General features: G+C 67.2%; 23 protein-coding genes and 1 pseudogene. 11 read left to right on the top strand and 13 right to left on the bottom strand.

The features are described 5' to 3' along the window. Nucleotides 1-7 precede the first annotated feature (7 nt). Nucleotides 8-454, bottom strand: coding sequence for an MFS transporter (locus ACWEKS_RS04040; protein WP_452338683.1), 447 nt, complete (start codon nt 452-454; stop codon nt 8-10). A 103-nt stretch (nt 455-557) separates the two neighbouring features. Here ACWEKS_RS04040 and ACWEKS_RS04035 point away from each other — a divergent pair, with 103 nt between their 5' ends. The 3 genes from ACWEKS_RS04035 to ACWEKS_RS04025 all read left to right on the top strand — a co-directional run bounded on the left by ACWEKS_RS04035 (nt 558) and on the right by ACWEKS_RS04025 (nt 3,378). Beyond that, nucleotides 558-1,214 carry a histidine phosphatase family protein gene (locus tag ACWEKS_RS04035; RefSeq protein ID WP_452338682.1) on the top strand — a complete coding sequence of 219 codons (657 nt, stop codon included), beginning with the start codon at nt 558-560 and terminating at the stop codon, nt 1,212-1,214. A gap of 313 nt (nt 1,215-1,527) precedes the next feature. Next, a complete protein-coding gene (locus ACWEKS_RS04030) occupies nt 1,528-2,808 on the top strand; it encodes a PucR family transcriptional regulator (RefSeq protein WP_452338681.1) in 1,281 nt (426 codons plus the stop codon). 327 nt (nt 2,809-3,135) lie between these two features. Beyond that, entirely contained in the window at nt 3,136-3,378 is a 243-nt protein-coding gene (locus tag ACWEKS_RS04025) for a hypothetical protein (RefSeq protein WP_452338680.1), read from the top strand. Nucleotides 3,379-3,414: 36 nt separating this feature from the next. On the opposite strand, the gene ACWEKS_RS04020 is transcribed toward ACWEKS_RS04025, so the two are convergent. After that, entirely contained in the window at nt 3,415-4,425 is a 1,011-nt protein-coding gene (locus ACWEKS_RS04020) for an alpha/beta hydrolase (protein WP_452338679.1), read from the bottom strand. A 591-nt stretch (nt 4,426-5,016) separates the two neighbouring features. On the opposite strand from ACWEKS_RS04020, the gene ACWEKS_RS04015 reads away from it, so the two are divergent. The 3 genes from ACWEKS_RS04015 (at nt 5,017) to ACWEKS_RS04005 (ending at nt 7,019) form a co-directional block, all read left to right on the top strand. Next, nucleotides 5,017-5,865 (top strand): EamA family transporter, encoded by an 849-nt coding sequence (locus ACWEKS_RS04015; protein ID WP_452338780.1) that lies wholly within the window; start codon nt 5,017-5,019, stop codon nt 5,863-5,865. 129 nt (nt 5,866-5,994) lie between these two features. Then, a complete protein-coding gene (locus tag ACWEKS_RS04010) occupies nt 5,995-6,582 on the top strand; it encodes a DUF222 domain-containing protein (RefSeq protein ID WP_452338678.1) in 588 nt (195 codons plus the stop codon). Nucleotides 6,583-6,659: 77 nt separating this feature from the next. Then, nucleotides 6,660-7,019, top strand: a complete 360-nt coding sequence (locus ACWEKS_RS04005; RefSeq protein WP_452338783.1) for an HNH endonuclease signature motif containing protein — start codon at nt 6,660-6,662, stop codon at nt 7,017-7,019. A gap of 47 nt (nt 7,020-7,066) precedes the next feature. On the opposite strand, the pseudogene ACWEKS_RS04000 reads toward ACWEKS_RS04005, so the two are convergent. The 7 genes and pseudogenes from ACWEKS_RS04000 to ACWEKS_RS03970 all read right to left on the bottom strand — a co-directional run. Continuing rightward, a pseudogene (locus ACWEKS_RS04000) lies at nt 7,067-7,171 on the bottom strand (DUF222 domain-containing protein); the annotation flags it as partial. 80 nt (nt 7,172-7,251) lie between these two features. Then, nucleotides 7,252-8,217 carry a DUF2332 domain-containing protein gene (locus ACWEKS_RS03995; RefSeq protein ID WP_452338677.1) on the bottom strand — a complete coding sequence of 322 codons (966 nt, stop codon included), beginning with the start codon at nt 8,215-8,217 and terminating at the stop codon, nt 7,252-7,254. 77 nt (nt 8,218-8,294) lie between these two features. Next, nucleotides 8,295-10,376 (bottom strand): class 1b ribonucleoside-diphosphate reductase subunit alpha, encoded by a 2,082-nt coding sequence (gene nrdE / locus ACWEKS_RS03990; protein ID WP_452338779.1) that lies wholly within the window; start codon nt 10,374-10,376, stop codon nt 8,295-8,297. 59 nt (nt 10,377-10,435) lie between these two features. After that, a complete protein-coding gene (nrdI, locus tag ACWEKS_RS03985) occupies nt 10,436-10,906 on the bottom strand; it encodes a class Ib ribonucleoside-diphosphate reductase assembly flavoprotein NrdI (RefSeq protein ID WP_452338676.1) in 471 nt (156 codons plus the stop codon). Between the two features lie 63 nt (nt 10,907-10,969). Then, entirely contained in the window at nt 10,970-11,209 is a 240-nt protein-coding gene (locus tag ACWEKS_RS03980; RefSeq protein ID WP_040860114.1) for a redoxin NrdH, read from the bottom strand. Nucleotides 11,210-11,660: 451 nt separating this feature from the next. After that, nucleotides 11,661-12,509: a G1 family glutamic endopeptidase gene (locus ACWEKS_RS03975; protein ID WP_452338675.1), complete on the bottom strand. Its 849-nt coding sequence runs from the start codon at nt 12,507-12,509 to the stop codon at nt 11,661-11,663. Nucleotides 12,510-12,667: 158 nt separating this feature from the next. Further along, nucleotides 12,668-13,234 carry an NAD(P)H-dependent oxidoreductase gene (locus ACWEKS_RS03970; protein ID WP_452338674.1) on the bottom strand — a complete coding sequence of 189 codons (567 nt, stop codon included), beginning with the start codon at nt 13,232-13,234 and terminating at the stop codon, nt 12,668-12,670. Between the two features lie 210 nt (nt 13,235-13,444). Between ACWEKS_RS03970 and ACWEKS_RS03965 the strand changes: the two genes are divergently transcribed. Next, nucleotides 13,445-14,023 carry a TetR/AcrR family transcriptional regulator gene (locus tag ACWEKS_RS03965; RefSeq protein ID WP_354835348.1) on the top strand — a complete coding sequence of 193 codons (579 nt, stop codon included), beginning with the start codon at nt 13,445-13,447 and terminating at the stop codon, nt 14,021-14,023. Between the two features lie 29 nt (nt 14,024-14,052). Next, entirely contained in the window at nt 14,053-14,889 is an 837-nt protein-coding gene (gene nadE, locus ACWEKS_RS03960; RefSeq protein ID WP_452338673.1) for an ammonia-dependent NAD(+) synthetase, read from the top strand. 72 nt (nt 14,890-14,961) lie between these two features. Here the strand turns inward: nadE and ACWEKS_RS03955 are convergent, their stop codons facing one another. From ACWEKS_RS03955 to moaA, 3 genes are all read right to left on the bottom strand, one after another. Next, nucleotides 14,962-15,360 (bottom strand): DUF1003 domain-containing protein, encoded by a 399-nt coding sequence (locus tag ACWEKS_RS03955; RefSeq protein WP_379382304.1) that lies wholly within the window; start codon nt 15,358-15,360, stop codon nt 14,962-14,964. A gap of 91 nt (nt 15,361-15,451) precedes the next feature. Further along, nucleotides 15,452-15,694, bottom strand: a complete 243-nt coding sequence (locus tag ACWEKS_RS03950) for a MoaD/ThiS family protein (RefSeq protein ID WP_354835084.1) — start codon at nt 15,692-15,694, stop codon at nt 15,452-15,454. Continuing rightward, nucleotides 15,687-16,745 (bottom strand): GTP 3',8-cyclase MoaA, encoded by a 1,059-nt coding sequence (gene moaA, locus ACWEKS_RS03945; RefSeq protein WP_452338672.1) that lies wholly within the window; start codon nt 16,743-16,745, stop codon nt 15,687-15,689. The genes ACWEKS_RS03950 and moaA overlap by 8 nt, the downstream gene beginning before the upstream one ends. Before the next feature lie 107 nt (nt 16,746-16,852). Here moaA and ACWEKS_RS03940 point away from each other — a divergent pair, with 107 nt between their 5' ends. The 3 genes from ACWEKS_RS03940 to ACWEKS_RS03930 are packed head-to-tail and all read left to right on the top strand — an operon-like array spanning nt 16,853 to nt 19,532. Next, nucleotides 16,853-18,058, top strand: coding sequence for a molybdopterin molybdotransferase MoeA (locus ACWEKS_RS03940; RefSeq protein WP_452338671.1), 1,206 nt, complete (start codon nt 16,853-16,855; stop codon nt 18,056-18,058). A gap of 33 nt (nt 18,059-18,091) precedes the next feature. Continuing rightward, nucleotides 18,092-19,120, top strand: coding sequence for a bifunctional molybdenum cofactor biosynthesis protein MoaC/MoaB (gene moaCB / locus ACWEKS_RS03935; RefSeq protein ID WP_452338670.1), 1,029 nt, complete (start codon nt 18,092-18,094; stop codon nt 19,118-19,120). After that, entirely contained in the window at nt 19,113-19,532 is a 420-nt protein-coding gene (locus tag ACWEKS_RS03930) for a molybdenum cofactor biosynthesis protein MoaE (protein WP_452338669.1), read from the top strand. Before moaCB ends, ACWEKS_RS03930 begins: the two co-directional genes overlap by 8 nt. A gap of 73 nt (nt 19,533-19,605) precedes the next feature. On the opposite strand, the gene ACWEKS_RS03925 is transcribed toward ACWEKS_RS03930, so the two are convergent. Beyond that, the gene (locus ACWEKS_RS03925) at nt 19,606-21,003 is read right to left on the bottom strand and encodes a uracil-xanthine permease family protein (protein ID WP_452338668.1); all 1,398 of its coding nucleotides are present in this window, start codon (nt 21,001-21,003) and stop codon (nt 19,606-19,608) included. Between the last annotated feature and the right edge of the window lie 160 nt (nt 21,004-21,163).

The raw sequence follows: 21,163 nt of genomic DNA, 5'->3' as shown, positions 1-21,163 counted from the left end.
ACGGGGTTCACTCGGCGTCGAGCGGCTTGCGACCGCTGATCGGACCCCAGAGGCCGATGAGCGCGACCATGATCACCAGGGCCACGGTGATGACGGTGAACACCGCGCCGGGCCCGCGGCGGTCCAGCAGCGGCAGCAGCAGGAACGGCTGCACGGCCGTACTCAGCTTGGACAGTGAAGAGGTGGTGCCCGACGCGGTGCCGCGCACGCTGGTCGGGAAGGACTCCGGCAGATAGGTGTGGATGGCGTCGGAGAACACATTGCCGGCCAGCGTGAACAACCCGCCCGATACCAGGATCAGCGGCACGGCGGTGGCGAAACCGAAGACCAGGCCGAACACCGCCATCAGGGCGGCGCTGCCCATCACCAGGTATTTCCGTTCCCCGCGCTCCATCAGCGGAATGGCCGGCAGCGAGCCCAGCACGGGACCCAGCGGCAGTTCGTCCAGTCGCACCGGCGGACCGGTCCGGGCATCGCGGGCGTCACCGAATGTGGGTCATTGCCCACACTCAACATTTCACCGGGCGGACGGCCATGGTTGCGCGCACGATATATGGGTGGACGCGACGGGAGCGGGACTGCAATCACTGACCATGGTGCGGCACGGCCAGAGCACCGTCAATGCGGCGCCGTACACCGGGGCGGAGGAATTCATCACGGACACACGGGATGCCGACGTGCCGCTGACCGAGCTGGGCGCGGCGCAGGCGGCGGCGGCCGGGAGACGGCTGGCCGGGTTCGATCCTGGCTTCGACCTGGTGCTCTGCTCGCCGTATCTACGCACCCGCGAGACCGCCCGCATCGCGCTCGTTTTCCTGTCGACGCTGCCCGTGCACTTCGACGAGCGGATCAGGGACCGGGAGCCCGGGGTGCTGTTCGGGCTCACCAGAATCGGCATTCAGCGCCGCTACCCGGACGAATTCCGGGAGATGCAGCGCTCGGGCGGCTTCTACCATCGCCCGCCGGGCGGCGAATCCTGGCCCGACGTCGCACTGCGGCTGCGGGCCGTGCTCCGCGAAATGCACGGCCATGTCCTGGTTTTCACCCATGACATCGCAATCGTGCTGACCCGCTACATCTTCGGGGATCTGAGCGAGGCCGAGATCAGCGCCCAGACCAGTGCCCAGGTCCGCAATGCGTCCATAACCCGTTGGGAGCGGGGCGATTCCGGGATGCGGCTCACCTCGTACAACGACACCAGCCACCTGGGCTGATCACCGCCCCGGGCATGTCCACCCGGACTGACAGGATTCCGTTCCGAGGTGGAGTCGGATAGATCACCCCGGTGGCGCTCTCACGCCTCGGGCGTGCGCCCGTTTCACCCGCGTATCCACGCGAATTGCCCCGCGTCGACGCTGCCCGGCAGTCATGCGGAGCCGGCCTGGCGCATGTGAGAAGTCACAAGAGCGCCGAAAGCGCATTACTGTGCCTCACAGGAGGGATCGATCCAGCCGCTGGTATCCGCGGCATGCGTTAGCGTTTCAGGTCCCGGAAGGGGCACAACCCGGGGGTGGAAGGGAGTCACGGATGTCCGTGGGAATTCCGGCCCAGGCGGGGCTCACCGTGTCGGGCAACCCGATATCGTCGCCGCTCAAGGATGTGCGCGGGCTCGCGCAGCACATGGTGGGGCATTTCGTCGAAACCGTCGCGCCGTGCGGGACGCTGCCCGGCGACGCCATTCACGGCGACGTCACCGCCATCACCCGCACCTGCCTGGAGCTGGCGGTGGGCATGCTGGACGGGCGCGACATTCCGGAGAAGACCAAGCGTTTGGAGGAGGCCGCCGCGCAGTGGGCGCGGGAGGGCATTCCGATCGACACCATCCACCACGCCATCCACGAGGGCTTCAAGATCGGGTCGGAGCTGGTGATGGCCAATGCCATGGCCGGGCACGTGCGCCGCGAGGACGACGCCGGCGATGTCACGCTGGTCATCGCGGCCGCCGACATGGACAGCATCATGGGCGGGGCCAAACTCGTGGTGGAACTGCTGGACCGGATGACCTCCGCGGTGGCCATGGCCTACGTGCGGGAGCTGCGGTCGGTAGTGAGCGAACACCACACCGCCGTGCACACGCTCACCTCCGCGCTGCTGGGCGGGCACAGCACCTCCACCATGGCGCGCGAATGCGGGATCGAGATCGCCGAGACGTATCACGTACTGGCGCTGGCGATTCCCGAACATCCCGAGGAGCACTCCCCCACCGTGGACGGTGCGGTGGTGGCACGGCGCAAGCTGCGCCGGGTACAGGCCGAACTGGCCCACCGGTATCCCGACCGGGTGCTGTCGCTGCTGAGCGTGGACGGCGGCACGCTACTGGTGCCGGTCACGGCGCTCGCGGACGAGCAGCTGGACGAACTGGTCGAGCAACTGTCGCGGGCAGCCCGGGTGCCGATCACCGCGACGCTGGTTTCCGCTGCGCCGCAACAGATTCCGGATGCCGCCGACCATGCGCACGAGCTGCTCGACATCGTGCACCGGCTGCGGCTGGTACGCGGGCTGTTCCGGTTCGACGAACTGGCACTGGAATATCAGCTCACCCGGCCGGGACCGGGCCGCGATCATCTGGGGTCGCTGCTGGATCCGCTCGACGAGCACGCCGAGCTGCTGGAGACGCTGCAGTCGCACATCAGCAACAACCTGAACCGGCAGCGCACGGCGCGCATGCTGCACGTGCACACCAATACCGTGGATTACCGGCTCAAGCGGATAGGGCAGCTGACCGGGTTCGATCCCACCCAGGCGTCGGGGCTGTGGTACCTGCGCTCGGCGCTGGTGGCCCGCACCTATCAGGCGGCGGGCTGCTGACCTGCGGCGGTCGGCCGGCCCGCCGGTAATCGGCCGGCGGGTTCATCGCCGGGCTGGTGGTCGGCCAGATCGGCGGGGCGGCGTAGGAGGGGTCCGGATCCACAATGGGCACCGTGATCATTTGTGAGCGCGTGTCCAGTCTGGGGTGCCAACATTTCTGTTCCAACGCGTAACAACTACCCTCGCGCGGCGCTTGTGACATTTCCAAGGTCGAATCGGAACACGTTCCCGTGCAAAACAATCCGGTTACTTTCGGTTACAGAGACGCGCAGCCGCCGCAGGTGTCGGCTCGCGTGTCTCCCCGCCACTATTCGAGGAGCAGCACGCATGGCCGGCATCACCGAAGGCAAGGTTCTGTTCGACAGCAGCGGGGAGGCGCTCACCCATCGCGTCACGGTGTACCTGGGCGGGCCCGACGAAGGGGCCGAGCTCACCATGGAATACGCGGCCACCTGGAAAGAGGCGTCGGACTTCACCGTGGCGGCCGTGCATGCCGGACTCGCCGTGACGGTGGACAGCCGGATCCGGCCGGGACTGCGCCGACTGCCACGCTACGGATTCCGGCACTGAGATACCGTGCGCCCCACATGCATTCGGGCGGTGCGATTACCGCCCGGAGGGCGGGGCGAACGCGGTGGCGAGGGTATCCCAGGCCGGGCCCAGCTCGGCGGAGAAGTCCTCCCAGGCGTGAATTCCGGTCGGCTCGTAGTGCACGGTGGCGGGAATTCGCAAGTCGCTCAGTCGATTCGCGAAATGCTCGGTGCAGACGCGGGCGCCGGCCTCCAGCACCACGCCGCCCCCGGCGGCCTCCAGGGCGGCCGGGATGTCGGGCGACTTCAGCACCTGGGCCAGATCGGGCAGGCCCGGGAGACCGGAGGCGGCCGACAGGTAGATCACGGTGCCGCGCAGGGCTTCCGCCCAGACGGTGCTGTCGTGGATCAGCCAGTCGAAGGTGCCGGGCGGGCCCCACAGGTTCATGATGTTGCCGCCGCGTGAGGCGACGGTGAGCGCGGTGATCGCACTGCCGGAAGGGTCGATGGTCGAGTAGCAGCCGCTCAATCCGGCGACGGCGCGGTAGAAGCCGGGGTGACGGTGGGCGAGCATCATCGCGCCCTGCGCACCCATCGAGACGCCCGCGATGGCCCGGCGGCCGTCGGAGTGCAGATAGGGCTCGATGGCGCCGGGTAGCTCGGCGGTCAGGAAGGTCTCCCAGCGGTTCCAGCCGAGCGCGGCGTCGGCATGCAGCCAGTCGGTGTACATGCTGCCGGTCGCGCCCGCGGGCAGGACCACGTCGACGGGCTTGTCCGCGAAGAATTCCGCCGCATGCCCCTTGGTCAGCCAGTCGGATACGCCCTCGGCGTCCACCCCGTCCAGCAGATAGAGGGTGGGCCGGGGGCCCGCGCCGGAGCCGTGCAGCACATCGAGGGCGACGTTGCGGCCCATGGCAGCCGAGGTGACCTCCACTCGCTCCCAGTTCGGGCCGAACTGATGCACCCGGGTCACATCGGCCGGGGACGCGGCCCGGTACGGCATTCCGGCATGGGCGGTCGCGCCCAGCGGCGGGCACGCGAGTATCGCCAGCGCCACCGCGACCCCGGCGGCGGCCCGGGACCTCACGACTCCGCTCCCATATCGGGATTCATCCGAATCATGTTGTGCGACAAGCTAACTCCTCACGCAGTGCGTGATATCCGAAGAACCCACCGAGCGGGTGCGAGGTTGGCCGCTCGGTGGGTCTTCATCCGATGGGAGTGCAGTTGCGACTGCACCGGCAGTACATGTCTCGAACAAGCAGTCCTCGGCATGCGGGGGCAGGAGAGGACTTCTTACTCACCTCCAAAAACGGGAGTCCTGATGCGATTCCGATTCCGGCATCGCCCGCGCAGTTCGGTGATTCGATACCCGAATCACGGCGAGCCTAACCAGGCTTGAACCGTGATCGGCAGGGCGCGAGCCACGTTCTGGAGAGTTCACAACACTGGGCGGCGCGGTCGTGGGATCGGCCACAGCAGCGGTTATCCCCGCCGCGTCGCCTGCTCGTCAATCCCCCGAAACGCGTTGTCAACCAGCCGTTTTCACCTCGAGAATCACGTTGACCAGCACATTGCCGCCGGGCTAGGTTCGTACCGGATTGTTTGGTCTAGACCATCTGGACCGCTACCCGAGCCGGCTTCGATGCAATCGAGAGGAAGATCACGCGTGCAGTCGATGGGATATCCGATCCTGGCGGTCTCCGTCTTCCTGCACGCGGGCTGGAACGTCGCCCTGGGCCGGCTCCGCCGTAGCGACCGGCCCATCTCCTCCACCGCCGACATGCTCATCGCGGGCGGCCTGCTCTTCCTCCCGATCGCCGTGGCCACCTGGCACTTCGAGCTCTACGCCCTCCCCTTCGCCGCCGCCTCGATCTGCTTCAGCACCATCTACTTCGCACTGCTCGAGCAGGCCTACGCCACCGCCCCGGTCGGCGAGGTCTACCCGATCGTGCGCGGCAGTTCCCCGGTCCTGGTCGTCACCGCCTCCGCCATCCTCGGGACGACCATCGGATGGACCCGCTGGCTGGGCGTGGCCTTCATCGCCTCCGGCGTCCTGCTGATCGCCCTCTCCCGAGCCCGGCCGGCCGCTCCGGGCATCACCGGCGGCCGCCGATCCGTCTTGTGGGGTCTCACAATCGGCTGCTGCGTAGCCTCCTACACACTCTTCGACGGTGTGGGCGTTCATCACGCCGCACCCATTCCCTACCTCGTCACGGTCATGGGCGGCTCCGGAATTGCCCTGAAGGTCAAGGACATAGCCCGCGGCGACCACGCCGGCACGCTCTCTCTGCGCCCGCTTCCCCTCACCGCGATGGGTGGTGCGGCAATGCTCGGAGCCTTCGGTCTGACACTGATCGCCATGACCCAGCTGCCGGTGGCGGTCGTGGCCAGCGTTCGAGAATCCAGCATTGTCGTTGGCGCGATTCTCAGCCGAATCCTGCTCGACGAAAGGATTTCTCGACAAGGTGCGATCGGGATCGCAAGTGTATTAACAGGAACGGTGGTCATTGGATTACCGACTTAAAATAGACGCCGGGGGGGTGTTTAGCGAATTATGTTGCGATACTGGACAATTCGAATTCCTTGAATGATCTTCGGGCGGTAGAATGGGGGTATGAATTGGGGTGGGCAGATCATCGACGACATCACCGCGGTGGGCGCGGTCGGTGTGGTGGGTGACGCGCTCGATGTGCTGATTCAGGATCCGCTGGGACCGATCGGTGACGACGACCTGCTGGACGTGATGCGGGAATGGGAAAGCCACCGCCGTCGCATGGCCGCGTTCGAACACAAACTGATTCGTGAGGTCGAGAACCGGAACCTGCCCGAAAAAGCGAGCGTGAGACAGACTTCGACATTCCTGGCTCAAACCCTGCGCCTGGGACACGCCGAAGCCCGCGCGCGATGCAACGCCGCGCAGTTGCTGGGTGTGCGCCAAGAAGCCGGTCGGGTGTTGGAGCCGTGGCTGACCTGGACCGCTGCGATGCAGGAAATCGGTTTGGTGTCGGTGGATTCGGCACGCATGATCGGCAAGATCATGGACCGGATCCCCGAGAGTGTCGACGCCTGCGGCGTGGTGGCCGAGGCCGCGGGCGGTGCAGGCATCCCGGAGGGCCTCACCTTCGGTGAGGCTCGACCGGGGGTTAGGGGCGTGACCACCATCGCAGCGGTGGGCGGGTGCGGTCGCGGATCTGGGCCAGCTTGGCGGCCATCAACTCCCCGGCGTGGTGGCGGTCGTTGACTTGCGGGGTGCGGGTCGGGTCGATATGTGGTGGCGCGATCCACCCTGTCCGCCCGGCGTGTTCGGAATCCGGGGGCATGACAACGGTTTTCCAGCCGCCGGGCCCGTCGTGGATCATCGCGTGGCAGGCATCGCAGGCCAAGGTGAGGTTGTCGATGTCGGTGGGGCACCACCGCCTCCGGCGGCACCGTCCCCTGGAGGAGGTGTTGCGGTTGGCGCAACAGTCCAAGCCGTTCCTCGCCATCTTCGACCACGCGGGCATGCCATTGCACCTGGGACGCAGTGAGCGGCTGGCGAACTCGGCGCAGCGGCTGGCGTTGATCGCCACCGAACGCGGCTGCACCCGCCCCGGCTGCAATGCTCCGGCCACCATGACCGCCGTGCACCACATCACCGAATGGGCCCACGCCGGCCGGTCTCCACGATCATCACCATGAGCCTGGCCGAGGTCGAAGCCGCCGCCGGGGTCGCCCAGGCCGCGGTGCTTGCCGAGTTTGGTCGGGCCCATTTCCGGGCGCAGGAACGCCACCAGCGCGTCATGGTTGCGTTGCGCGGGGGTGCGGGTGTCACGCTTGGCGGCCGCTTCCAACGCTCTCCCCTCCAGGCATCTTTGTCGTTTGTCTCTTTGGGTTTTGGTTCTTTGGCTTTTGTCTTCTGGTCCTTTGTCTTTCAGCAATTCCCGAACCAGTCGAGGCTCTGCCCGTGCGGGCGCGTATACGCCATCGGAACGCCGTTCGATGCAAGTACTAGATGCACGTCTGCCGGTCCAGCCGGGAGCACATCGGTGCCGAAATCAACTACTCCCGGCGGCTCATTGGTAATCCACTCACATGGAAGCTCTCGCATCATGGCCGGGAAAGCCGCACGATCGGCGCGGGCCAGATAGAGCAGGACAGCACTACCGAAAACGATGACGGGTATATCGGAGGGAGCCTCGTGGACCAGGTCCGCCAGGGCATTGCTGAGATCGCCCCGCACCAGATGCGGCGGGTTCTCCCGAGCGATGGCGGCGGCATTGCGCAAGCGGTCCAGGCGGTTTCGCTGTTCGGGCCAGACGAGAGATTCCAGCCAGCGCATGTCCTCGGGATCCCGGACATCGAGCGGGTTGAGGTCGATACCCGCGCGGTGCACGACGTTCGGTAGTTCGGTGGGCAGTGGCGGGTTGCCGGTGGTGGCGCATGGCAGGACGACGGTGGAGCGCCCGTCTCGTGGGTCGAGGGTGGGGCGGTCGTCGTAGGAGTAGCTGTACCGGTCGGGGTACAGGCACAGTCCGGCAGAGGCACCGAATTCTATGAGCGCCACTGGATCCGAGCCATGCCGGGCGAGCAGCGGCAGCAGCGTCGCGGTCCGGCCCACCTCGTTGGTCTGGGTGCGACGGGCCAGGGCGACATCCCGGACCCCGGGCCAGTTGGTGATCAGGAAGTCCTTGAACTCCTCGAACGGCCCCACCGTCACGCCCAGGTAGCGGGCCGCGCCGAGGATCAGGTTGGGCTGGCGCTTGTGTACGGGCAGGGTGTCGATGAGGGCGAGAAGCTCGGTATCCCCGGCAATTCCGAGGCACCAGTGCTCGTAGCAGGGCGAGTAGCCCCGCACCTCCTTCTCGGCGAATGCCCGGTATCGATCGGCGGTTTCCATCCTGCCTCCCCCACATCGGCTTTCACGAAAAAGGGCGTCCGCGGCAGTTGCCGGGACGCCCTTATCGATAGCACCTGTCAGAGCATGCAGCTCACGCAGCCCTCGACTTCGGTTCCTTCCAGGGCCATCTGGCGGATGCGGATGTAGTACAGGGTCTTGATGCCCTTGCGCCAGGCGTAGATCTGGGCCCGGTTGACGTCGCGGGTGGTGGCGCTGTCCTTGAAGAACAGGGTCAGGGACAGGCCCTGGTCGACGTGCTGCGTCGCCGCGGCATAGGTGTCGATGATCTTCTCGTAGCCGATGTCGTAGGCGTCCTCGAAGTATTCGAGGTTGTCGTTGGTCAGGTAGGGGGCCGGGTAGTAGACGCGGCCGATCTTGCCTTCCTTGCGGATCTCGATCTTGGACGCCACCGGGTGGATGGAGCTGGTGGAGTGGTTGATGTAGGAGATCGAGCCGGTCGGCGGGACCGCCTGCAGGTTCTGGTTGTAGATGCCGTGCTCCATGACCGACGCCTTCAGCGCGCGCCAGTCGTCCTGGGTGGGGATGTGGACGCCGGCGTCGGCGAAGATCTGGGCGACGCGGTCGGTCTTGGGCTCCCACGCCTGGTCGGTGTACTTGTCGAAGAACTCGCCGCTGGCGTACTTCGAGTCGGCGAAGCCGCCGAACGCCGAACCCCGCTCCATCGCAATCAGATTCGAGGCGCGGATCGCGTGGTAGGCGATCGTGTAGAAGTAGATGTTGGTGAAGTCCACGCCCTCTTCGGAGCCGTAGTGGACCCGCTCGCGCGCCAGGTAGCCGTGCAGGTTCATCTGGCCCAGGCCGATGGCGTGGGACTCGTTGTTGCCCTGCTCGATCGAGGGCACCGAATAGATGTGGGTCTGGTCCGACACTGCGGTCAGCGCGCGAATCGCGACCTCGACCGACTTGCCGAGGTCCGGCGAGTCCATGGTCTTGGCGATGTTCAGCGAACCCAGGTTGCACGAGATGTCCTTGCCCACCTTGGCGTAGGACAGGTCGTCGTTGAACTCCGACGCGGTGGAGACCTGCAGGATCTCCGAGCACAGGTTGGAGTGGGTGATCTTGCCCGCGATCGGGTTGGCCCGGTTCACGGTGTCCTCGTACATGATGTACGGGTAGCCCGACTCGAACTGCAGCTCGGCGATGGTCTGGAAGAACTCGCGAGCCTTGATCTTCGACTTGCGGATCCGCTTGTCGTCGACCATCTCGTAGTACTTCTCGGTCACATTGATGTCGGCGAACGGCACACCGTAGATGCGCTCCACGTCGTACGGCGAGAACAGGTACATGTCCTCGTTCTTCTTCGCCAGCTCGAAGGTGATGTCCGGAATCACCACACCCAGCGACAGCGTCTTGATACGGATCTTCTCGTCCGCATTCTCCCGCTTGGTGTCCAGGAACCGGTAGATGTCGGGGTGGTGCGCGTGCAGGTACACCGCACCCGCGCCCTGCCGCGCACCCAACTGGTTGGCGTAGGAGAACGAGTCCTCCAGCAGCTTCATGATCGGGATGACACCGGAGGACTGGTTCTCGATCTTCTTGATCGGCGCACCGGCCTCACGAATATTGCTGAGCAACAGGGCAACACCGCCGCCGCGCTTGGACAGCTGCAGGGCGGAGTTGATGGAGCGGCCGATCGACTCCATATTGTCTTCGATGCGGAGCAGGAAACAGGACACCGGCTCGCCGCGCTGCTGCTTGCCCGAGTTGAGGAAGGTGGGGGTGGCCGGCTGGAAGCGGCCGCCCATGATCTCCTCGACCAGCTCGCGCGCCAGGGTCTCGTCACCGGCGGCCAGGGCCAGGGCCACCATGCACACGCGGTCCTCGAAACGCTCCAGGTAGCGCTTGCCGTCGAAGGTCTTCAGCGTGTACGAGGTGTAGTACTTGAACGCGCCGAGGAAGGTCGGGAACCGGAACTTCTTGGCGTACGCCTGCTTGAACAGCTGCTTGACGAACTCACGGGAGTACTGGTCGAGCACCTCGGTCTCGTAGTAGTTCTCGCGCACCAGGTAGTCGAGCTTCTCCTCCAGATTGTGGAAGAAGACCGTGTTCTGGTTGACGTGCTGCAGGAAGTACTGGTGCGCGGCTTCCCGGTCCTTGTCGAATTGGATCTCGCCGTTGGGGCCGTACAGGTTCAGCATCGCGTTGAGGGCGTGATAGTCCAGTCCCTCGGTCGCGGAGTCGCCGCTGACCGGGCGCTCTACGCGGGCAGTCTTTCCGACCGGTGCTGTTGTCGTTGCCAAAACAATCCCAATCCCTCTCGGACGCGCTCGACGTCCTCGGCAGTTCCCATGAGTTCGAAGCGATACAGGTACGGGACCCCTGCCTTACGTGAGATCACTTCTCCCGCATAGCAGTACGTATCGCCGAAGTTCGTGTTGCCGCTCGCGATCACGCCGCGCAGCAGGGCGCGGTTGTGCGGGTCGTTGAGGAACTTGGCCACCTGGCGCGGCACGAATTCCCTGTCGGATCGCTGCCCACCCAAAACGTGCCGACCACCCCCGTAGGTGGGGACGATCAGCACGAAGGGTTGGTCGACGCGAAGCGAGTCGGCGGTGTGAAGCGGTATGCGAACGGCGGGCAGGCCCAGTCGTTCGACAAAGCGGTGCGTGTTCTCCGAAGCGCTCGAGAAGTAGACCAGATTCGGTGTCGCGCTGGACATCTCGGCCATCTCCCCTCCTTTCGATTCGGACGAACCTGCAGGAGGCCGCCGGCCCTGACCGGCGGCGCGGCGTCAGGCGACGGCGACGATGTCGGCCAGAGCCTTGATGCGGTCCGGACGGAAGCCGGACCAGTGATCGTCACCGGCGACGACGACGGGGGCCTGCAGGTAGCCCAGGGCCATGACGTAGTCGCGGGCTTCGGGGTTCTCGGAGATGTCGATGACGCTGTAGTCGACACCAGCCTTGTCGAGGGCGCGGTACGTGGCGTTGCACTGGACACAAGCGGGCTTGGTGTAAACGGTGATGGTCATTGGTATCCCCTTCTCCTTAGCCTTTGATCTGTCTGCAGTGCACGGCTCAAACAAGATCCACGTAGTAAGTGCGCAAACCCCTGGAAGTGGAACCGAAGCCCCTGGTCGCTCGGTGAACTTCGAGGTGTTCACCTAGTGGCCTTCCAGCTCCCAAGACACTACACCTAGTGGCCGACAGATTCATACAACACGACATGTTGCGACTCACAAAGGTGAAATTCCGGTGTCGTAAGTACCTGGACACTCGATTCGCAACTCGACACGACTGCGACGCACATCACAATTTCGACATTCAGTTCATTTCCAGCAAACACACCATCACCGCTGATCAACACCCATCCCACGAGTCACAGCAGACTCGAGCGACCACCCGGTTTGCCACCCCGCCGAGTCCTGCCCCCAACTCCAGGGTCCCCCGGTCCGCTCGGCATGTCGCGGCGTTTCGCCCGCTCTACCGGATGGTGAAGGACGTGCCGTCGATCGGACCGGGCGTCAGCAACCGATTGGTGGCCGCGATCCCGTAGGCCTCGGCGTCGTAGGCCGCCAGGGGCAGACCGTCGATGGTGATGTCGGTGAAGGTGATCGGTTCGAAACCGGGCAACGCGCCGCTGAGATGGCCCTCGACGATGATCTCCGCGGTGTGGGCGGGCACGGAAGAGGCGGAGACCGTGGTGCGGGACCACTTCGCGGTGCGGTTCTCCAACGTCATGACGTAGCGCCCGTTGTCCCAGCTGACCACCGAATGCATGATGTCGCCCGGCCGGACCACCACGTCGTCGTAACTCACCGGCGCGTCGGGGTAGCGCTCCCACCAGCCGTCGACCTGCGTATCGGGGGTGCAGGAACCACCGAAGAGACCGAGCGAGCACAGGCCGTCCGCGGCCGCGCCCAGCAGGTCGGACAGCTTGCCCCCGGCGTTCATGACCGTCCCGGCCAGATCCGGATCGGCGTACGCCAGGCCCGCGGCGGCGGATTCGACCTGCAGACCCGGCAGGGCCGCGTACACGGCCACGTCACTGGCGCACAGGGATTCGACGCCGGTCTGGACGAGCGGGAGTGCGACCTGGCCGTCGAGCCCGGCGGCGCCGTTCAATCCCACCCAGGGCACCACGCGCTGCAGGATGCCCGGATCGAGACAGTCCACCCGCGGCTGCACCCAGGTGGCGCTCACCTCCCGGAACTCCCCCCGCACCACGTATCCGGCCCAGTTGCCGAGGTAGAGACGGACATACGACTCGGCCGCCGCGTCGGCGGCATTGACCACCACCGAGGCGGCGGAGACGGCCAGGGTAACCGCCATGAAACAACGGCCTAACAGAGTGTTGCCCGTTGATAGCTTCATGGTGTGACGGTAGCCCGATTTGTCCGGGAAAAGCTATAGGCCACGGCTGAAAAGCCGTGGCCTTGCGCTGAATTCAGCGAGTAATCACTGCGTGTGCCGGGCGTTTGCCCAAACTGTCAAGCGTTGACCCGCGCCTGAGTGGTCTCCGCCAGCAGGTGCACGGTGGCGGCCAGCTGGGTCAGGGCCTCCGCATCGTCGGCCGGGTGGGTCTCACCGAAGCGCTGGCCGATGACGCCGAAGTTCAGCGACGCCTCCTCGACCACCTTCGCACCGGCCACGCCGAGCGCCTTGACGGCGTCGTCGTGCGACCACTTGGCGGCGTTCGGGCTGATGGACGCGGAGATGACCGCGGCCGGGAAATCCTTGAGCGCGCCGGCGCCGTACGGACGGGAGGCCCAGTCGATGGCGTTCTTCAGCACGGCCGGCAGGGTGCCGTTGTATTCGGGGGTCACCAGCAGCAGGGCGTCGGCGGCGCCGACGGCGTCACGCAGCGCCTGCGCAGTCGCCGGGACCTTGCCCTCGGCGTCGATGTCCTCGTTGTAGAAAGGAATCTCACCGAGGCCCTCGTAGATCGCGAGCTCGACGCCCTCCGGGGCGGCCTTCGCGGCGGCCTCGGCGAGGCGGCGGTTGATCGACGCGGCGCGGAGGCTGCCGACCAGAACGAGAATGCGGGTCTGCGACATGATGATCACTCCAAGGGTTACTGATTCAGCAGCGGAACTTTCGATAGACTGTAACCGGACTGCAGTCCGCTTACATTCCCGGGTAGGAGCAGACAGCCTGTGACACGCGACACCTCACCGGATGAGGTCGTTCCGGCCCTGCCGAGCATCGCGCTGCCGATCGAACCCGTCGGCACGCAGCGGCCTCCCGCGCACTCGGTGCCGCTGCTCATGCCCGGCAGCAGCCATGAGCGCAGCGACGCCGCCCGCAACCGGCAGCTGCTGCTCGACGCCGCCGAACAGCTGGTCCGCCAGTGCGGCGCGGACGGCGTCACCATGGACGCGGTCGCCAAGCTGGCCGGCGTCGGCAAGGGCACGGTGTTCCGGCGCTTCGGCAATCGGGCCGGGCTCATGCTGGCACTGCTCGACCAATCCGATCAGAAACTCCAGTGGGCCTACATGTTCGGGCCACCGCCGCTGGGCCCGGGCGCGCCGCCCGTGGAGCGGCTGATCGCCTTCGGGCGCGCGCGCCTGGCCCTGGTCGAGGTGGAGGGCGACGTGCGCAAGAACGCCGACATCGGCGGGCAGTACTCCGGCCCGCCCTACAACATCGCGAAAACCCATGTCGCCCTGCTGCTCCGGCAGGCCGGCGCGCCCGGCGACATCTCGCTGACCGCCGACACGCTGCTGGCCAGCCTGGACGCCGGGCTGGTGCTGCACCAGATCCGCGAACTGCGCTACACCCTGGACCAGGTGGGCGATCACTGGGAACACCTGGTCCGGCAGGTGACCGCTCCCGTCGGTCAATAGAGCCGCCGGCCGTTCAGTACAGTGTGGCCATGGGGAACCTGCGCGCACAGATCATCGCCGAATTGGGCGTCCTGCCGGACATCGAACCGAAAACCGAAGTGCGGCGGCGCATCGACTTCCTCAAGGATTATCTGCGCTCCACGCCCGCGACCGGTTTCGTGCTCGGCATCAGCGGCGGCCAGGACTCCACCCTCACCGGCCGCCTGTGCCAACTGGCCGCCGAGGAACTGCGCGCCGAGGGCCACGACGCCACCTTCGTGGCCGCGCGCCTGCCCTACGGTATCCAGTTCGACGAGGAAGACGCCCAGATCGCCCTGCGGTTCATTCAGCCCGATCGGTCGGTCGTGGTGAACGTCAAGCCCAGCGCGGACGCCGCCGCCGGAGAAGCCGCCCTCGGCATCGTGGAACTGCACGAGGAGCCCCGCCTGCGAGACTTCGTGCGCGGCAATATCAAAGCCCGCGAACGCATGCTGCTGCAGTACGCCATCGCGGGTCAGCTCAATATGCTGGTCGTCGGCACCGACCACGCCGCCGAAGCGGTCACCGGCTTCTTCACCAAGTACGGCGACGGTGGCGTCGACATCACCCCGCTGACCGGTCTCACCAAGCGTCAGGGCGCGGCACTGCTCCAGGAACTCGGCGCACCGCCGAGCGTCTGGCAGAAGGTTCCGACGGCCGACCTCGAGGACGATCGCCCCTCCCTTCCCGACGAGGAAGCCCTGGGCCTCGCGTACTCCCAGATCGACGACTACCTCGAGGGCAAGCCCGTCGCCCCCGAGGTCTCCGAGCGGGTCGAGACCATCTTCCGGAACACCCGCCACAAGCGCACCGTCCCGGTGACCCCGCTCGACACCTGGTGGAAGTAGCCCACTCCGGACCTCGTGCCCGCCGCGCTCAGGCGCCGCGGGCACATCTGTGAATCGAGCAGCGGGCGCTGCTCATTTCTGATCCGCGTCCTCGATGAGGCGGCGGTGCAGTTCGGCCGTCATGGCGTGAATGGCCCGGGTCAGTTCGGTATTGGTCTTGAGCTCGAGTTCCTGTTCCCGGAAATCGTGATCGGCCTTGGCCTGCTGGAAATCGGCCTGGCGGTTCTGGCCGATCATGACGAAGGTGGACAGGAAGATCGCTTCCAGGGAGACCACCAGGGTCAGGGTGGGCCAGGGGCTCTTCTCGAGGAAGATCATCCACACCGCGAAGCCGATCGCGTGGATGTAGACGAAGGGCATCGAGCCCGCGAACTTCGTGATCCAGTCGGCAACGCGCAGCTGGAGACTGGCGGCACGATCCTGCCGCACTTTCGCGACGGCGGGGTGCTGGGGCCGGGGGGCGTGCGTCATTCGGATCGGTCTCCTGGCGAGGGCGTGCGGGGACCGGCGAATGTTAGCGCCCGGCAGTGAAATTCACGGAGGCGCGGCGCCGCGCCACAGGTCAGCCGCCCGCGAACGGGGGCAGCACGTCCACGCGCGGGGAGAGCGGGGTGGCGGCGTCGCGGGTGAGTTCGTCGCCGATGAGGTAGGCGCAGACCTTCAGCATGGGGTCCAGCTTCGGGCCGTAGACCGCCGAGAGGGTGGTGCGCAGGTCGGCGACGGTGGCCCCGGACGGCAGGTCCAGGGTTTCCTTCTCCTTGCCGACCGCATCGGCGATCGCGGCGAAATAGCGGACCTCAACCACCGATGGCTCCCATCGTTCGTTCGGGCGGGACGAAGCCGGCGGCGTCGATGCCGTGCCCGGCCGATTTGTTCCACATGGCGCCACGCCACAGTCCGGCGATATCGGCGTCGGTCGCGCCGGACCGCAGCGCGCCGCGAATGTCGTACTCCTGATCGCTGAACAGGCAGGAGCGGATCCGGCCGTCGGCGGTCAGGCGGGTGCGGTCGCAGTCGGCGCAGAACTTGCGGGTCACCGAGGCGATGATGCCGACGGTGGCCGGGCCGCCGTCGACCAGCCAGCGTTCGGCGGGCGCGGACGGATCCTCGCGGCCGGTCTCGGTCAGCTCGAAGCGGGTGCCGAGCACGTCGAGGAGTTCGGCGGCGGTGATCATATTGGCGCGCGCCCACTCATGGTCCGCGTCCAGCGGCATCTCCTCGATGAACCGCAGCTCCGCGCCCTCGTCCAGGCACCACTGCAGCAGATCGGCCGCGCCGTCCAGGGTTTCGCGCATGAGCACCGCGTTCACCTTGAGCGGGGCGAGCCCGGCCGCGATGGCGGCGCGGATCCCGGCCAGCACCGAATCGAGGCGATCCCGGCGGGTGAGCCGGTGGAAGCCGTCGCGGTCCACGGTGTCGAGCGAGACATTGATGCGCCGCAGCCCGGCCGCGGCCAGCCCGCGCGCCCGATGCTCGAGCCCGACGCCATTGGTGGTCATGGCGAGCGGCGTATCCGGCAGTGCCGCATGGCAACCGGCGATGATGCTTTCCAGATCGCGCCGCATGAGCGGTTCGCCACCGGTGAATCGCACCTCGTGCACGCCCAGTTCGCGGACCGCGAGCGTCACCAGGCGCACGATCTCCTCGGTGGAGAGCAGCTCGTCGGCGGGGATGGGCGGCAGGCCCTCCTCCGGCATGCAGTAGGTGCAGCGCAGCGAGCACTTCTCGGTAATGGATACCCGCAGGTCCCGCGCGACCCGGCCGAAACGGTCCAGCAGCAGGGGCGTGTCCGGGCGTCCGTCCATCGCGGGCCGCCCGGTTCGCACAGCGGGCATACCCATCGCGACCACGGTCATTGCACCATTATTGCCGGGACCGCAAGTGTTCGTAGATTCCTACGAGGCGAGCCCGGCGAACAGCCGGTCACGGCCTGGAGGATCCACCCGCGTATAGGCTCACCGGCATGAGTTCCCGGCACGCGCTAGCCCCGGCCCGACCCGTCGACGACCACCGCCGACGCATCGAGGATGTACTCCGGCCGCTGGCCGGACGCGCTGCCGAGACGGTGCCGATGGACCGGGCGCTGGGGCGGCGGCTGGCCGTGGATGTGTACGCGCCCCTGGATCTGCCGGTGTTCCGGAACTCGGCCATGGACGGGTACGCGGTGCTCGCGGAGTCGGTGGCCATCGTCCCCGCAACCCTGCCGCTGGTCGGCGTGGTGGCGGCCGGGCACACCGAGCAGCTGGCGCTGCCCGCGGGCAGCGCCGTCAAGGTGATGACCGGCGCACCTGTGCCGCCCGGGGCGGACTGCGTGGTGCCGGTGGAGCACACCGAGTCCGACGGCGTCACCGTGACGATCCGAACCAGCCGTGCCAGTGGCGATTTCGTACGCGAGCCGGGCACCGACGTGCGCGCCGGGCAGTTGCTGGCGGCCGCGGGCACCCTGCTCCGGCCCCGGCACATCGCGGCGCTGGCGGCGGTCGGGCTGGGCGAACTGCCGGTGCGGCGACCCGTGTACGCGGCGGTCCTCACCACCGGTGACGAACTGCGGCCCGCCGGGGCGACCCTGCTGCCCGGCCAGATCTTCAACTCGAACGGCATCGCACTGGCCGCGGCCCTCACCGACAACGGGGTCGAGGTGGTGTCGGTGGCGCATTCGACCGACGACCACGACGAGTTCCGGGCCCGGCTGGCCGAGGCCGTGGCGCAGGCCGATGTGGTGTTCACCTCCGGCGGCGTCTCCATGGGCGACTTCGAGGTCGTCAAGGAGGTGCTGTCGGCGCGGGGCGGCGAATTCGGCTCGGTGGCAATGCAACCCGGCGGCCCGCAGGGGCTGAGCATGGTGGACGGGGTGCCGGTGCTGAGCTTCCCGGGCAATCCGGTGAGCACCATGGTGTCCTTCGAGGTCTTCGCCCGTCCCATCCTGCGCGAGCTGGCGGGCCTGCCCGCGCTGCCGATTTCCGAACTGCCGCTGCTGGAACCGGTCCGCTCCCCCGCCGGGAAGCGGCAGTTCCTGCGCGGCAAGCTCGCCGAGGGCGGGGTGGCGCTGGTGTCGGGTCAGGGGTCGCATCTGATCGCCGCCATGGCCCACGCCGATGTCCTCATCGATGTTCCGGCGACCGCGACCGAGCTGCCGGCGGGCACGATTGTCGAGGTCCGGCCGCTGTGAACGACACGTTCTCGCTGTGCCAAGGTGGTTGTCATGAGTGAGTTGTCGCATGTCGACCGTGAAGGTCGCGCCCGCATGGTCGATGTGAGCGCGAAGGCCGACACCGCGCGCATCGCGGTCGCCGCGGGCGAGCTGCAGACCACCGCCGAGGTCGTCCGGCTGGTCCGCGCCGACGACATGCCCAAGGCCGATGTGCTCAGCACCGCGCGCATCGCCGGGATCAACGGCGCGAAGAAGACCGCCGAGCTGATTCCGCTGTGCCATCAGCTGGCGCTGTCGTCGGTGACCGTGAACTTCGGTTTCACCGACACCACCATCACCATCGAGGCGAGCGCCAAGACCAAGGGGCCGACCGGCGTCGAGATGGAGGCGCTGACCGCGGTCGCGGTCGCGGGCCTCACGCTGCACGACATGGTGAAGGCGGTGGATCCGGCGGCCACCCTGAACGGGGTGCGGCTGATCACCAAAGAGGGTGGGAAGCACGGACATTGGGTGCGGCCGGAGGCCGAGATCCACCACGGCGAGCACCGCCACCGGCACGAGAAGCACGAAAAGACCGCTGCTGCAACGACTCCACTCGCGGGCGTGGGCCGGACGGCCACCGTCGTGGTCGCTTCGACCGGGGTCGCCGCCGGTAGCCGCGAGGACACCACCGGCCCCGCCCTGACCGAATGGCTGGGCGCGCAGGGCTTCTCGGTGCGCGGGCCGCTGGTGTTCGCGGACGCGGATATCGCCTTCGGCCTCGCGGACGCACTGTCCACCGAGCCGGATCTGGTCATCAGCACCGGCGGCACGGGGGCCTCCCCCACCGACGCCACCCCGGAGGCGACGCTGGCTCTGCTCGATCGGGAGCTGCCGGGCGTGGCCGATGCCATCCGCCAGGCGGGCACCGCCAAGTTCCCGCTCGCCGCGCTCAGCCGGGGTGTGGCCGGCCTGGCCGGACGCACCGTGATCGTCAATCTGCCCGGTTCGCCGGGCGGGGTGAAGGACGGCATGGCCGTACTGACACCGCTTCTCGAACATCTGCTGGCCCAGGTGGCCGGAGGAGGCAGCCATGAGTGAACTGCTGGCCCGGATCAGCGATCAGGCGCTGGACCCGGCCGAGGTGGAGCAGGCGGTGAGCGGGCCGGAGCACGGCGGCATCGTGGTGTTCACCGGCAAGGTGCGCGATCACGATGGCGGGCAATCGGTTTCGGCGCTGGAGTACTCGGCGCACCCGCAGGCCGAGGAGTTCCTGCGCAAGGTGTGCACGGAAGTCGCGGAGTCCTCCGGACTGCCGGTGGCGGCCGTGCACCGCGTCGGCCCCCTGACCATCGGAGACCTCGCGATCGTCGTCGCCGTCGCCGCGCCCCACCGCGCCGAAGCCTTCACCACCTGCGCCGCACTGGTCGACCGCATCAAGCACGAGGTCCCCATCTGGAAGCGCCAGTTGTTCACCGACGGCCTCTCGGAATGGGTCAACGCCTGCGGCTGATCGGGCCGGCAAACCGAAGCCGCGGATCCCGGACGGAATCCACGGCTTCGGTCTCCCCGATGAGGAGGGGGGCTCAGGTGGCGGGTACCGCGTCAGGGGCATCGGGGTCGGCGGTCGCCGGCGCGGGATTCCATGCGCCCCGCGCCATTTCGCCGAGTCCGGTGTGGTTGAAGACGAGGTTCAGGGTGAAAGCCGTTGCGGCGGCGAGGCTGATGCCGCTGTTGAGCAGGATCTGGGCCGAGGACGGGAATTTGTCGAACATCCCCTTGGTCAGGACCGGGACCAGGCCGACGCCGACCGAGACGGCAATGAGGGTGAGGTTCACGCGATCGGAGAGGTCGGCCTTGCGAAGGGTGTCCACGCCGATCACCGCGATGGTCGCGAACAGCACCAGGCCGACGCCGCCGACGACCGGCTGGGGGACGGCGGCGACCAGCGCGCCGAAGCGCGGAACCAGGCCCAGGACAACCAGAATCGCACCACTGACCGCCGTCACATAGCGGCTGTGCACGCGGGTGTTGGCGACCGCGCCGACATTCTGGTTGAAGATGGTGTCCACGAACGAGTTCAGGACACCGGCCAAAACCGCCGAGAGTCCGTCGCCGATCAGGCCGCGCGCCAGATCGGCTCGGGTCAACGGCTTTCCGGTGATCTCGCCGATGGCCAGCATGCTCGCGGTGGATTCGGCGAAGACGACGGCCATCACGATGGTCATGGCCACCACCGCCGTGACCGGGAACTGCGGCGCGCCGAAGTGGAAGGGATGGGGTGCGCCGAGCCATGCCGCCCGGGAGACGCCGTCGAGTTCGATCAGACCCATGGGGACGGCGATGACGATGCCGACGATCAACGCGATCAGCACACCCAGCTGCGACCACACTCCCCGCCCGAGCACCGTGCACACCAGCGCGACGATCAGCACCGCCGCGGCCAGTGCGATATGTGAGGGCGCTGCGAAGGTGGACGCCTTGGGATCACTGCCCACGATCAGGCCGCCCGCCACTCCGATCAGCGAAATGCCGACCACGGTCAGCACGGTCCCGCTCACCAGCGGCGGGAAGAACCGCACGATCGAAGCGAACGGCCACGCCAGGGCCATCCCGATCACGCCGCCCAGCAGCATGGATCCGTACATCGCCTGGAGCCCGTAATCCTTGGTGATCAGGATCATCGGGCTCATGGCCACGAAGGTCGCGCCGGTGACGATCGGCAGCCGCGCGCCGGCGAACCGGCCCAGCCCGAGGCTCTGCACCATGGTGATGACGCCCGCCACCAGCAGGTCCGCGCTGATCAGCAGGGCGACGGTGGACGTGTCGAGCCCGGCGGCCGCACCGAAAACCAAAGGCACCGTGACACACCCGGTGTACATGATCAGCACGTGCTGAATTCCGAACGCCAGCAGCCGATGCCACGGCAGCCGCGTGTCGACGGCATGGGGCGAAGTCGTGTCGACGGGATCGAGCGAAGGCATGGCCCTGTCTTCCTTCCGGGTCGGTTGATCGTCAGGCTAGGCAGCGCCGGCACCGCGGGGCTTTGTCCGATTTGCCCAAACGTCCCGGGTGCGGAGTACGGCGTTTTGTCCTCGGAACCAGCGTGTGCGGCGGCTCCCGTCCGTCACAGTGGGGCACAGT

It is taken from the genome of Nocardia sp. NPDC004711, assembly GCF_053601595.1.
Note: the sequence above shows the minus strand (reverse complement) of the source record. Positions and strands in the feature narration are given on the sequence as shown.